At 59.8% G+C, this 12,419-nt stretch carries 10 protein-coding genes and 2 tRNA genes; 3 read left to right on the forward strand and 9 right to left on the reverse strand.

Annotated features, from left to right (window positions below; all coding sequences use genetic code 11):
* The first annotated feature begins 15 nt into the window (after window positions 1-15).
* Both E4O97_RS17030 and E4O97_RS17035 read left to right on the forward strand, forming a co-directional pair.
* Window positions 16-687: a heavy metal response regulator transcription factor gene (locus tag E4O97_RS17030; RefSeq protein ID WP_032880272.1), complete on the forward strand. Its 672-nt coding sequence runs from the start codon at window positions 16-18 to the stop codon at window positions 685-687.
* Window positions 684-2,084, forward strand: a complete 1,401-nt coding sequence (locus E4O97_RS17035; RefSeq protein WP_248161786.1) for a heavy metal sensor histidine kinase — start codon at window positions 684-686, stop codon at window positions 2,082-2,084. The genes E4O97_RS17030 and E4O97_RS17035 overlap by 4 nt, the downstream gene beginning before the upstream one ends.
* Before the next feature lie 12 nt (window positions 2,085-2,096).
* Here E4O97_RS17035 and E4O97_RS17040 read toward each other — a convergent pair whose 3' ends face one another.
* From E4O97_RS17040 to E4O97_RS17060, 5 genes are all read right to left on the reverse strand, one after another.
* Window positions 2,097-2,594 carry an anti-virulence regulator CigR family protein gene (locus E4O97_RS17040; RefSeq protein WP_248161787.1) on the reverse strand — a complete coding sequence of 166 codons (498 nt, stop codon included), beginning with the start codon at window positions 2,592-2,594 and terminating at the stop codon, window positions 2,097-2,099.
* A gap of 78 nt (window positions 2,595-2,672) precedes the next feature.
* A complete protein-coding gene (gene pcp, locus E4O97_RS17045) occupies window positions 2,673-3,287 on the reverse strand; it encodes a pyroglutamyl-peptidase I (RefSeq protein ID WP_248161788.1) in 615 nt (204 codons plus the stop codon).
* A gap of 7 nt (window positions 3,288-3,294) precedes the next feature.
* Complete coding sequence (locus E4O97_RS17050) at window positions 3,295-4,245, reverse strand: DUF979 domain-containing protein (protein ID WP_032880266.1); 951 nt, start codon at window positions 4,243-4,245, stop codon at window positions 3,295-3,297.
* Window positions 4,242-4,958 carry a DUF969 domain-containing protein gene (locus E4O97_RS17055; RefSeq protein WP_005789724.1) on the reverse strand — a complete coding sequence of 239 codons (717 nt, stop codon included), beginning with the start codon at window positions 4,956-4,958 and terminating at the stop codon, window positions 4,242-4,244. Before E4O97_RS17055 ends, E4O97_RS17050 begins: the two co-directional genes overlap by 4 nt.
* Before the next feature lie 638 nt (window positions 4,959-5,596).
* Window positions 5,597-5,673: transfer RNA gene (locus E4O97_RS17060), tRNA-Val, on the reverse strand.
* A 184-nt stretch (window positions 5,674-5,857) separates the two neighbouring features.
* Between E4O97_RS17060 and E4O97_RS17065 the strand changes: the two genes are divergently transcribed.
* Window positions 5,858-7,141, forward strand: coding sequence for an FAD-binding oxidoreductase (locus E4O97_RS17065; RefSeq protein WP_032880262.1), 1,284 nt, complete (start codon window positions 5,858-5,860; stop codon window positions 7,139-7,141).
* Window positions 7,142-7,204: 63 nt separating this feature from the next.
* Here the strand turns inward: E4O97_RS17065 and E4O97_RS17070 are convergent, their stop codons facing one another.
* From E4O97_RS17070 to E4O97_RS17085, 4 genes are all read right to left on the reverse strand, one after another.
* The gene (locus E4O97_RS17070) at window positions 7,205-8,440 is read right to left on the reverse strand and encodes a cytochrome c (protein WP_078821849.1); all 1,236 of its coding nucleotides are present in this window, start codon (window positions 8,438-8,440) and stop codon (window positions 7,205-7,207) included.
* A gap of 2 nt (window positions 8,441-8,442) precedes the next feature.
* Window positions 8,443-8,982, reverse strand: a complete 540-nt coding sequence (locus E4O97_RS17075; RefSeq protein WP_005789732.1) for a (2Fe-2S)-binding protein — start codon at window positions 8,980-8,982, stop codon at window positions 8,443-8,445.
* Window positions 8,975-11,806 carry a xanthine dehydrogenase family protein molybdopterin-binding subunit gene (locus E4O97_RS17080; protein ID WP_248161790.1) on the reverse strand — a complete coding sequence of 944 codons (2,832 nt, stop codon included), beginning with the start codon at window positions 11,804-11,806 and terminating at the stop codon, window positions 8,975-8,977. Before E4O97_RS17080 ends, E4O97_RS17075 begins: the two co-directional genes overlap by 8 nt.
* A gap of 385 nt (window positions 11,807-12,191) precedes the next feature.
* A tRNA-Asp gene (locus tag E4O97_RS17085) sits at window positions 12,192-12,268 on the reverse strand.
* Window positions 12,269-12,419: the final 151 nt, after the last annotated feature.

A 12,419-nucleotide genomic window follows, 5' to 3' on the forward strand; every position in this document is an offset into this window, starting at 1 on the left:
AGCAGGACACTTTCCATGAACATCCTCGTAGTCGAAGACGAACCCAAGGCCGGCAATTACCTGCTCAATGGCTTGCAGGAGTTGGGCCACTCGGTGAGCCTGGCGCGCGACGGCGTAGAGGGTTTGCACTTGGCCCTGGAAACACCATTCGACGTGATCGTGCTGGACGTGATGATGCCGAAAATGGATGGTTGGGAAGTGCTGCGTCGCCTGCGCAAAGAGGCCGATACACCGGTGCTGTTCCTCACCGCTCGCGATGACATCGCCGACCGCATCAAGGGCCTTGAACTGGGTGCCGACGACTACCTGATCAAACCCTTCTCCTTCGCCGAACTGGTCGCACGCCTGCGCACCCTCAACCGACGTGGCCCGAGCCGCGAAGAAGAACAGCTGCACATCGCCGACCTGCACATTGACGTGCTCAAGCGCCGTGTGACCCGCGCCGGTACGCGCATTACCCTGACCAACAAGGAGTTCGCCTTGCTGCACCTGTTCGCCACCCACCAGGACCAGGTGCTGTCCCGCTCGCTGATCGCTTCACGCGTATGGGACATGAACTTCGACAGCGACACCAATGTGGTCGATGTTGCCGTACGCCGCCTGCGCCTGAAGATCGATGACCCGTTCCAGCTCAAACTGATCCACAGCGTGCGGGGCATTGGCTACCGCTTCGATACCCAACCATGAAGCTCGATCGCCATTATTCCCTGACCCTGCGCCTGGCATTGATCTTTGCCCTGCTCGCCTTCGCCCTGCTGGCCACCCTGGGCGTGACGCTATACCACGAGCTGGAGCGTGAGCTGATCAAGCGTGACGACGCCGCGCTGATCTCGCGCGCCAACCAACTGCGCAACGTGCTCAATGACGGCAATACCCGCGAGCTGATCAAGACCAAGCCCCAGCTGTTCCAGAACATGCTGGGCAACAGTGAGTCGGTACTGAGCATCGCTGCACCTGGGCAGACTCCGTTATTGCTCGTCAACCCGGGCAACATTCAAATACCGGCCGTGCCGGCCGTGGCAAAAGACCACGCCCTTGGACTCGCCGACGTACACCATTTGCCCGGCGTAGATGGCGTGCCCTTCGCCACCGTGGCGGCTTTCATCGACACCGGTGACCTGGGGAGCCTGCAAGTCACCGTCGGGCGCCTGATGGCTGAACGCACAGCCATGCTTGCCAGTTATCGCTTGAGTGTTTTTATCCTGGCCAGCATCGCGGCGGTCATTCTCGCCTTGGTTGGTTATGTGCTGGTACACCGTGGGCTGGTGCCCTTGCGGCGCCTGGCCGGACACGCACAGGGCATCGGCGTGAACAACCTGGCCGAGCGCCTGGGCAGCCAAGGCGCGCCCAAGGAGCTGCTGCCGATGATTGACGCCTTCAACACCATGCTTGAACGGCTGGCCAAAGGTTTTATTCAACTGGGCCAGGTGTCCACCGATATGGCCCATGAACTGCGCACCCCCATCAATAACTTGCTCGGTGAAACCCAGGTCGCGCTGCAACAGAGCCGCACTATTGAAGACTATCAGCAACTGCTGGCCTCAAACGTTGAAGAGCTTGAACGCCTGGCACGGATGCTCGACAACATGCTGTTCCTGGCCCGCACCGACCCTGCCAGCGCCTTGCGCCAACGTCAGGCGCTGGACGCAGCCGATGAAGTGGAGCGCATCGCCGATTATTTCGAGGGCTTGGCCGGTGATGTGGGTATGCACATCGTTGGCGTGGGCGAAGGTGTGATCTGGGCGGAACCGATGCTGCTGCGCCGGGCACTGGCGAACCTGTGTGCCAATGCCATCAAGTATGGCGCGCCGAACACCGAGCTGAGCATCCAGGCCATCCCGACAGTCGAGGGCACTTGCATCAAGGTCAGCAACCAGGGTGCAACCATTGCCGCGGAGCATTTGCCCAGGCTGTTCGAACGCTTTTACCGGGTGGATGAATCCCGTGAATGTTCATCCCAGTCCAATGGACTGGGATTGTCGATTGTGGCGACCATCATGCAACTGCATAACGGTCGGTATGGCGTCAGCAGTGAAGACGGCGTGACGTGCTTTGAATTGTTTTTCCCCGCGCAGGAGACGTGAGGGGTTTTCCGCTCAATCAAAGGCGCCATTGAGTACTTCGTAGATGATGCCGCTGGCGATGGCGACCAGAATCAAATCGGTTCCCACTTGCTGCCATTCATAACCGTCGTAGTGAGGCAGCCGCCCCAGCAGGCGACCATCGAGTTTCTTGGCGATACCGGGTGGCAGCGGCTTGCCGCGCGCCAGGTTCTTCTGGATCCCCGGCGGCAATGCAGGCCCTGGGCTCCAGTAATCGCGATAACCGCCGAGCACATTCAATACGCTCCCTCGGTCAACGCTGGGGCCGTGACCACCTGAGCCGCCCTTGCCCTTGGGCTTGTCGTAGGCCTGCCCTGCGGGGTTATTGCCTTTGTTATTGCCCTGCCCCTGACCGCCCTTGTTACCCTGGCCCTGCCCCCCTTGGTTATTACCCTGCCCCTTGCCATTACCGGGATCGGCCAAGGCAAGACCGCTACCCGCAAACAGCGCGAGGGACAACACGACAGATACGAACTTCGGGTACTTGATCATGATGGTTTTCCAAGGTGGATACGCCTGTGAACTATAGTCGAAGTTGCCCCACGAATGACTCCATTCACAGCCCGACCGTCAGCTCACCTGCCCGCCTGTTTCCCGCACATCCGCTTGGGTGAGCCAGGCCGTCGAGACCGCCAGTCGCAAGGCCTCAACCAAAGGCGGCTGGTCGGCCGGCGGCGCGCTCGGCACATGGATAAACCCACTGCGCACCCCGGCCTCGACCAGCCGGTGCTGCAAAAGGTAGAACACCTGATTGCACACGAACGTGCCCGCCGTTTGCGAAACGGCAGCCGCCACCCCCGCGTCACGCAGCGCCTTGACCATGGCCTTGATCGGCAATGTCGAGAAGTATGCAGCCGGGCCACCGGCTACCACTGGCGTATCAATCGGTTGCTGCCCGAGGTTGTCGGGGATGCGTGCGTCATTGATATTGATCGCTACACGCTCGATAGACATCTCGCTGCGCCCGGGCGCCAGGCCGGTGGCAATCACCATTGCCGGGTTCAACTCGCTGATCAATCGGGCCAGGTGTTCACCCGCCGTGGCAAATGCACAGGGCAGGCAATGCGCGACAATGCGTACACCCTCGCCCAGTTGCACGCCATCCAACTGGCGTGCAGCTTCCCATGACGGGTTCACCAGGTCGTTATCAAAGGGCTCGAACCCCGTCAGCAGTACAGTTTGCATAGTGACCTCACATCAACAGGTAAAGCAGCACGATATTGACCACCAGCATCATCAGCGCCGTGGGGATCTGCGCCTTGATCACCGCGTTCTTGTCGGGCAACTCCAGCAACGCCGCTGGCACGATATTGAAGTTGGCCGCCATCGGCGTCATCAACGTGCCGCAGTAACCGGAAAACATACCGATCGCCGCCATCACCGCAGGGTTGCCGCCATAAATCCCTACCAGCACCGGCACGCCGACGCCGCCAGTCATCACAGGGAAAGCCGCAAAGCCATTGCCCATGATCACCGTAAACAGGGCCATGCCCAGTACATAGACCATCACCGCCACCAGCTTGTAGTCCAGGTTGATGTAGGTGGTGGTGACGTGGGCGACTGCCGTGCCCACCCCGGCCTCGTTGAACAACAATCCAAGCATCGCCAGCATCTGCGGCAACACCATGGCCCAGCCCAGGGCTTCAGTCAGGCGACGGGATTCGCGCAGGGCTTGTACCGGCGTATCGCGAGTCAGCCAGCAGGCCAGTCCCAGAGCAATCAGGCAGCCGATGCCGAGGGAGACGAAGGTGGTGTTCTTCGGGTCCAGCAACGGCACACCGCCGATTTCGGTGTGTTTGAGCAATACCGAGCCAATCACCGTGGTCAACGGAATCGCCAAGGCCGGGATAAACAACTTGTGGCCCAGGCGCCCGGCGCTGGCGCGGGACGCCTTGACGTGCAATTCGGCGTGCTGGCCGCGACCAACGCCACCCAAGCCGGCGATCAACGCCATCACCACCACACCGATGCCGATGGCCACCGAGGGCAGACGCTCCCCCACCAGGAACGGTATGGCGAACAACAACCAGAACAGCGCGCTGGACCAGCGTTTGGGATGGGTGCGATCGAGCAGGATCATGCCCGCAGTGATCAGCAACAGAACACCGGCGAGCCAATAAAGGTATTGAATGGAAATAATCATTGAGCAGCCTCCACGGACGTGGTGGCCGGGCTCATTTCGCGGGTCAATCGTCGATCAAAGCGATGCAGCCGGATCGCATGAATGATGAACGCACAAATCGCCGTCGGAATGCCCCACACCGCGATGTGCAGCGGCTCCACGTCAATCCCCGAGCCCAACAGGAAGGTGTGCATCAACGCAATTGCACCGAAGGCGACAAAAATATCCTCACCAAAAAACAGCCCGACGTTATCGGTGGCCGCACACATGGCCAAGACCTTGTGGCGCAGCTTGTCTGGCAGCTTGCCGTAGCGTTTTTCCGCTGCACCTTCGGCCATCGGCGCCAACAGTGGCCGCACCATTTGCGGATGCCCACCCAGGCTGGTCAGCCCCATGGCGGCCGTGGATTCACGCACAAACAGATAAATGATCAGTAAACGCCCAACCGTGGCGCGCTCGAAGCGGGCGATCCAGTTCTGCGCGTGCAGGCGCAGGCCATGGCGCTCCAACAGGCCAATCACCGCCAGCGGCAATAAAAGAATCAATTGCAGGGCACGAGTCTGAAGGAAACCATCGCCCATGGTGGCGAGAATTTTTTCCAGCGGGAACTGGGCGGCAAGCCCGGTGGCGATGGCGGCGGCGGTGACCACCAACAGCGGATTGAAGCGCAATACAAAGCCGACCACGATGACAAGCACGCCGATCAGCGGCCATAGGTTCACAACTGTTTGCATGGCACAGAGGTCCTTTAGTGCGCGCTGCGGCGCCATAACAGCAGGATGTGGGCAAAGGGCTCACAGCTTGGAAGTGGCGTGCAGTCGGCTCGGTTTTTTTATTGTTGACCCGGAAGGTCGAGCGTCAGTGGCGGCAACTTTGCTGTCTGGAGACCGGGAGTGTCCAACAAGAAAAATTGTTGCTGCACACCAATAAATTTTGTGGGGGGATGGCGCCGACGGTCGGGCGCTATCAGGAGAAAGCGTCCAGGCCTCAAGGGGAAAGTCGCGCAGCCAACCTGATGAGGAGCTCAAAATCGTTCAACCGTGTAGATTCTCAATCAGAACCTATACTCCATCATGCAGCTGTGTGTACCTGCAGTTCGTTCACGGTGTTATACCGACAGTGAGGGCTCGCGCTATGTATGCCGGACAAATGAGTGATATGGCGACCACGTTTGGCGAAATACGCTGCCAGGTGTTCGTCCAGATAATTTGCCTGCTGTCGGTGGCTACGCTGTTCTGCTGATCGAGCGTTCAAACACCTGAATACACGCCTTGAGTCGTGTAGGGATGGCTATTGCCCAAATTCCAGACAACAAAAAAGGGCCCACCTTTCGGTGAGCCCTTCTAGACCGCCCAGCAGAGCGGATTTTGTTTGGTAGGCGCGATTGGACTCGAACCAACGACCCCCACCATGTCAAGGTGGTGCTCTAACCAACTGAGCTACGTGCCTGCTGTGAGGCGGCATTCTACGGAATTCCGGAGGGGTGTCAACATCTTTTTTGCAGCTAAGCCTATGAATATGCGAATTTTTTATTTATGCCGGGTACACCTGGGATTTCCAGGTGGCTGGCAGGCAATTTTCAACTCAGGTAGGATCGCCGCACTCGTAAAAAATATAAAACAGAGGTTCCAGGATGGCGAACACCCCCTACCCCCAGTCCTATTACGCCGCTTCCGCGAATGCAGCCCCACCTCGCCCGACGCTGCAAGGTGAGGTCGAAACCGATGTCTGTGTGATTGGTGCCGGCTATACCGGGCTTTCCAGCGCGCTGTTTTTGCTGGAGAACGGCTTTCGCGTCACGGTACTGGAAGCCGCCAAGGTGGGTTTTGGTGCCTCGGGTCGTAATGGCGGGCAGATCGTCAATAGCTACAGCCGTGATATCGATGTGATCGAGCGCAGTGTCGGGCCCAGACAGGCTCAGTTGCTGGGGCAGATGGCCTTTGAAGGCGGCAAGATCATTCGTGAGCGCGTGGCTAAATACCAGATCCAGTGCGACTTGAAGGACGGCGGTGTATTTGCCGCACTCAACAGCAAGCACATGGGTCATCTGGAATCGCAGAAGCGCCTGTGGGAGCGCTACGGCCATACGCAGCTGGAATTGCTCGACGAACGCCGCATCCGCGAAGTGGTGGCCTGTGACAACTATGTGGGCGGTTTGCTGGACATGAGCGGCGGGCATATCCACCCGCTCAACCTGGCACTGGGCGAAGCGGCGGCCGTGGAATCCCTGGGCGGTACGATTTATGAGCAATCGGCAGCGGTGCGCATCGAGCGCGGCGCCAACCCTGTGGTACACACCGCCGAAGGCAGGGTCCGGGCCAAATTCATTATCGTTGCCGGTAACGCTTACCTGGGCAACCTGGTGCCGGAGCTGGCGGCCAAGTCGATGCCATGCGGTACCCAAGTGATCACCACCGCACCCCTTGGCGATGAATTGGCCAAGACGCTGTTGCCGCAGGATTACTGTGTCGAAGACTGCAACTACCTGCTCGACTACTACCGCCTCACCAGTGACAAGCGCCTGATCTTCGGCGGCGGCGTGGTGTATGGCGCGCGGGACCCGGCGAATATCGAGGCAATCATCCGGCCAAAAATGCTCAAGGCATTCCCGCAACTCAAAGACGTGAAGATCGACTACGCCTGGACCGGCAATTTCCTGCTGACCCTGTCGCGCCTGCCCCAGGTCGGCCGTCTTGGCGACAACATCTATTACTCACAAGGCTGTAGCGGCCATGGCGTGACGTACACGCACCTGGCAGGCAAAGTACTGGCGGAGGCATTGCGCGGGCAGGCTGAGCGTTTTGATGCGTTTGCGGACTTGCCGCATTACCCGTTCCCGGGCGGGCAGATGTTGCGTACGCCGTTTGCGGCGCTGGGGGCTTGGTACTACGGGCTGCGCGATAAATTCGGAATGTAAACACAACCCGTGTGGGGGCGACTTGCTCGCTCCCACACCAGTTATGCGCTTCACACGCTGCCGTCAATGCGCCTTGTGTTCGACGGAAGGCGCCTCGGCTTGCAGCTTCTGCACATCGCCTACGGCCAGCTCAGCCGATTGGCCGCCCCAACCTTGACGCAGGTAATTGAGCAGATCAGTCAGCTGTTGCGCACTGAGCTTCTCGGAAAACCCCGGCATCGGTTGCATGTGCTCGAACCCGGAAAATTTCTGCTCGCCAATACCGTCCTCGATCACACGCAGCAGGTTGCGCGGGTCTTCCAGTCGCAACGTGGTGTTGCCGCGCATGGCCACCGCGATGTGCGGCTTGCCTTCGCCACCTGCGGCGTGGCATCCGGCGCAGACGTTCAGGTATTCCTGGCGGCCGCGCTGAGCGCTCTGGCTGAGTTTATCCACCGGCACGTCGACCAGCGCTTTGGCGGCCGGCGGGTTATCGCCCAGCAGGAACGTGGCCATCGCGGCCAAGTCCTGATCGCTCAGGCCCTGGGTGCTGTTGTGGAACACCGGGAACATCTCGTTGAACATCGTGCCCTGGGCGCTCATGCCGTGCTTGAGGAATGTGGCCAAGTCCTGTTCATTCCAGCCGCGCGCAGCCAGGTCAGTGGCGAGCAGGCTGGGCGCCAGGTAACCATTGAGGATGCCGCCGGTCAGGCGCTTGTCCAGCTCCATCGCGCCCGGCAGGCCGCGTGGCGTGTGGCATTCGCCGCAGTGACCAAGCACTTCGACCATGTACTGGCCGCGTTTCCAGGCTTCGCTTTTACCTTCGGTCGGCTCCAGTTTCAGCGCTTTGCCGTACAGCACATTCCAGCCCATCAGGCCCAGGCGCACGTTGAACGGAAAGCTCAGGCTCGTCACCGGCCCTGCGCGCTCGATCGGCTCGATGGTTTTGAGGTACGCATGAATCGCATCCGAATCTTCGCGCGGCATCAGGTGGTAGGAGGTGTACGGCATCGCCGGGTACAGATTCGCCCCATCGCGACGCTTGCCTTGCGTCAGCGCAGCGAAGAACTCGTCATCGTTGTACAAGCCGATGCCGTGCTCTTTGCTCGGCGTGATGTTGGTGCCGTAGATCGTGCCGAACGGCGAGACGATCGGCAGCCCGCCCGCAAACGGCGCGCCGCCCGCTGCAGTGTGGCACGCCATGCAGTCGGCGGCGCGGGCCAGGTATTCGCCGCGCTTGACCTGATCATCGGCATGAGCAAACAGCACCGGCGCAGCCAGGCCGACCGCCAGGGTCATTCGGGTCAGAAAAAGCTTCATGCTCAACCCTCCTTGACCAGGCCGAGATCGGTCAGCACGTTGCGAGTAGCGTTGTAATAACGCACGTACCCGGTGCAACGGCAGACGTGATGCCCAAGGCTGTCCTCGATGACTTGTTCCAGTTTGCTGTGTACGGTCGGCTGGCGCTGCAGCTTTTCCACCAGCACGGTCGCTGCGTTGACGAAGCCCGGCGCGCAGTAGCTGCACTGGAACGCAAACTCATCCACGAAGCGCTGCTGGATCGGGTTCAGTTCGATGACCTGCCCCGACTCATCGCGCTTGGCGTGGGATTCGATGGTGCGCACTCGCTTGCCTTCAAAGTAATGCGCGCCGGTGATGCACGTGCGCACTTCTTCGCTGGTGCCGTCCGGGTTGTCGACGATGACCACGCAAGCGTGGCAAATACCCTGGCCGCAGCCAAGACGCGAGCCAGTGAGGTTTTTGTATTCGTGCAGGTAGTCGATCATCGGCAGGTCATCAGGGATGTCCACTGGGCCGACGGATTGACCATTGAGGGTCAGTTGAAGCGGACGGTTAGGCATTGAGGGCTTCCTTGATGCGCGCAGCAGTGATTGGCAGGTCGCGAACACGTTTACCGATGGCGTGCGCCACGGCATTACCGATGGCCCCGACGATCGGGATCATCACCACTTCAGCGATACCCTTGGATGGATCGCTCGGCGACAGCGCCGGCAAAATCTCCGACGTCTGCTTCCACACGGCAACGTGACGCGCCATCGGCAGACGGTAACGGTTGAAGTTCCAGTCACCCTCCCCCGGCCCGCCTTCATACAGCGGCATTTCCTCCATCAATGCGTGGCCGATGCCCATGGCGACACCGCCCTCAAGCTGACCTTTGACCAACTCCTCAACCAACACGCGACCGCACTCGATCCACGAATGGTGATTGAGCACCTCCACCTGCGCCGAGCCCTTATTGACCTTCAGCTCGACCAATGTGGCGACCGGGCTGTAGTAAGTCACGGCAGCGTTGTTCAACTGCGTCGCGGGGTAGCTGATGTTCTGGCGATCCAGCAGATGGAAGCCGGCAGTGCTCATCAGTGCCTGCTTGGCTTTTGGCGCGCCGTCGCCGTACTTCACGGCCAGGCCGTCGAGCGGCAGGCGCTCACGCACGCCGTCGATGCTGTATTCAGCCTCGGCCCAACTCCAGCGGTTGAAACCGTGCACAGTGGCCGCGGTGACCAGGCCGCGCTCGTGGGCACGCTTGGCCAATTCTTCAAAACTGAGCGGCTGCATGCCGTTGGCGGTGAGCTTGCCGTCGACCCAATGCGCATCTTCGCGGCGCACCACATACGGGTTGGCCTGACCGCCGAACGGGCCCTGACGCCAGATCTCCAGCGCCGCCGGCCACAAACCATGGTTGAACAGCACGCGCGCCGCTTCACGGGTGGCGTGGCTGAAGTAGTACGCCGAGTTGGTGGCCGAAGACGCCGAAGCGAGCTTGCCCACCCAGCGCGGGTTGCGCAGCAGGTTGTCCTGCTCGGCCTGGCTCATGATGTAAGGGTTGCCGCTGGTGATCAGCTGCATTTCCTTCCACTCTGTTTCGCCAGTCTTCACTTCGTGTGCCGGGCTGCCAAGGAAATCGGCAACGACCAGCGATTGCGAGGTAGACATACCGGTGCCGATTTCGATACCGATATGACGCAGGCTGATGCGACCGTCAGCGCTGAATTCGATACTGGCCATCGGAGCTTCGGAACCAGTGCCAAAGTCTTTCTGGCAGATAGCAAAACCCACGCCGTACCAGTTATCCGGGTCCGCGGCTTCGCGTTGTTGCTTGATCGCGTCGCGGTTTTTCCAGACCTCGTGCACAGAGGCTTTGTCGAGGATTTCGTGCAGGCGCAACGCACCGGCAGGAATGGCGCCCTGGGTGTTTTTCATGCCCGAACGCAGTGCGTTCTTGCGGCGCAACTCGATAGCATCCACACCGAGACGACCGGCGATTTCGTCGACCATCATTTCCGTCGCGGCCATGCTTTGCAGGGTGCCGTAACCACGCATCGAACCGGCTTCAACGCCCCGCGAGTGATACGCGGTGACTTGCAGGTCGTTCTGCGGCATGTAGTAGATCGACTGTGCGGCCGTGGCGCCTACTGCTGCGACCGAGGGGCTGTAGTTGATCCGGCCACCGCCGTCGACGCTCATGTCGGCGAGGAAGATCTTGAAGCTGTGATCGTTCTTGTCGACAGCCAATTGATAACGAATATCGAACGGATGACGCTTGATGCCGCTCTGGAACTGCTCGTAACGGTCATTGGCCAGACGCACCGGCACGCCGGCACCGTACAACGCCGCGAGGGCGGCGTAGTAGACAAAGATGTTGTGGTCTTTGGAGCCGTACCCCACGGTGTAACCGGGGTGCATGTTCAGGTTGCCCAGGCCGAAGCGCGACGGCGAGATCATTTTCGCAGTCTCGGTGGCCACCTCCAACGGGCACTGGGTGGCCACCACGAAGTGCAGGGTCTTGGTTGCCGGATCGTACCAACCGTTGCCGTTGTCCGGCTCCATGGCGGCCGGCTCGATTGACGGGGTCTTGTAGCGCTCGTCGAACACCAGCCAGTTGTCCGGCGGTGTGTTGATCTGACTCTTCATGCGGTCGGCGTAGAACAGACCGCGCTCGGTCAGGTTGCCGTGCAGATTCGGTTGTGAATTCCATACCGGGCGACGGTTTTTCAGCATCGGAAACAGAATCGAATCCTTGAGGCTGGCAAATTCGTCTTCATCGGCCGAGGTGGGGCCGCCAACGCGCACATAGCGGAAGCTACCGTAAGGGTCGCCTTCGTAGTACGGCACCTTGGCGCCGTAACGAATCGCCTTGTCGTTGAATTTGAGTTTGTTCTTGGCCTGGCGGAAACGCTCGAAATCGTTCCAGATCAGGATCGCCACCGGGTGACCGATAAACATCGGCACCTTGCCTTCAGGCAGCAGCGGGTCCGGAGCATGTTCCTCGGGGAAAACGATACCGTCCTTGTCCAGATCGGCAGCGGTGACGATACGATCCGGCTGCAGATCGGCGCCGAGCCACGCCAGGTCGTAGCCCGCATAAATATGGTCGGCCTTGATGGTTTTCAGCAGCATGGCGTGACCTTGCTGCGCAGGCCAGCCGGGCATGTCCTTGGAGCGGATGTCGCGGGCGAAGACTTTGCTGCCGCACACTTTGGACAACGCATCGTTACGCTGACGCGCCTTGCCGTTATTGCCCAGCCATTTTTCGGACGGCACGGTAACGCTGTTTTCCATCAGGGCAGCCAGCGCCTGGGTGCTCAGCGGTGTCAGCGTGACGCTCACACCCGCCACCAGGCCGCCCTGGAGGAACGAGCGCCGGGTTATTTCACGGTTGGACATGGATCATCCTCTGAGCGGTTATAAATCCGCCCTTATGGTTAAGTACACCGAATATCGAGACTTGCAGAAGCCCTTTTTACGACGAATCAAAAGGCCATGATGACAGTGCAAAGTTGACCGAAGGGTTAACTTTAAAGGTTTCTGCGCCTGCGGCAAATAACCACATTGAAATTTTTTGACACAACAACGCAAAACGGCCGACAAGATCGAGACGATCTGTCAGCCGCTTGCCTATAAATGAGGACGATGTCACAAACACCATGACGTTTTTTCAAACGCCAGACACAAAAAACCCCGATCTTTCGACCAGGGTCTTTGCTATCGGATCAAGTCAGCCAGTGGCTTTCTTGTGCTTCAAGGCGTTCAGTGGGCCTTGAGGCAGATATGGCGCAGCGGACGGGACTCGAACCCGCGACCCCCGGCGTGACAGGCCGGTATTCTAACCGACTGAACTACCGCTGCGTATCGCTTGGCTGATTGAGCGTAAACCCTCAACCACCTTTGAACATCTGATCGATCAACCTGGGTTGTTCAATCTCAAGCCCGACACATCGAACCTGGAAAATATGGCGCAGCGGACGGGACTCGAACCCGCGACCCCCGGCGTGACAGG

It is taken from the genome of Pseudomonas sp. W15Feb34 (assembly GCF_023127765.1).
Classification (GTDB): Bacteria; Pseudomonadota; Gammaproteobacteria; order Pseudomonadales; family Pseudomonadaceae; genus Aquipseudomonas; species Aquipseudomonas synxantha_A.

Coding starts and splice junctions, on each gene's coding strand:
- E4O97_RS17030 (WP_032880272.1), top strand. CDS start 16: ATGAACATCCTCGTAGTCGAAGACGAACCCAAGGCCGGCAATTACCTG.
- E4O97_RS17035 (WP_248161786.1), top strand. CDS start 684: ATGAAGCTCGATCGCCATTATTCCCTGACCCTGCGCCTGGCATTGATC.
- E4O97_RS17040 (WP_248161787.1), bottom strand. CDS start 2,594: ATGATCAAGTACCCGAAGTTCGTATCTGTCGTGTTGTCCCTCGCGCTG.
- pcp (WP_248161788.1), bottom strand. CDS start 3,287: ATGCAAACTGTACTGCTGACGGGGTTCGAGCCCTTTGATAACGACCTG.
- E4O97_RS17050 (WP_032880266.1), bottom strand. CDS start 4,245: ATGATTATTTCCATTCAATACCTTTATTGGCTCGCCGGTGTTCTGTTG.
- E4O97_RS17055 (WP_005789724.1), bottom strand. CDS start 4,958: ATGCAAACAGTTGTGAACCTATGGCCGCTGATCGGCGTGCTTGTCATC.
- E4O97_RS17065 (WP_032880262.1), top strand. CDS start 5,858: ATGGCGAACACCCCCTACCCCCAGTCCTATTACGCCGCTTCCGCGAAT.
- E4O97_RS17070 (WP_078821849.1), bottom strand. CDS start 8,440: ATGAAGCTTTTTCTGACCCGAATGACCCTGGCGGTCGGCCTGGCTGCG.
- E4O97_RS17075 (WP_005789732.1), bottom strand. CDS start 8,982: ATGCCTAACCGTCCGCTTCAACTGACCCTCAATGGTCAATCCGTCGGC.
- E4O97_RS17080 (WP_248161790.1), bottom strand. CDS start 11,806: ATGTCCAACCGTGAAATAACCCGGCGCTCGTTCCTCCAGGGCGGCCTG.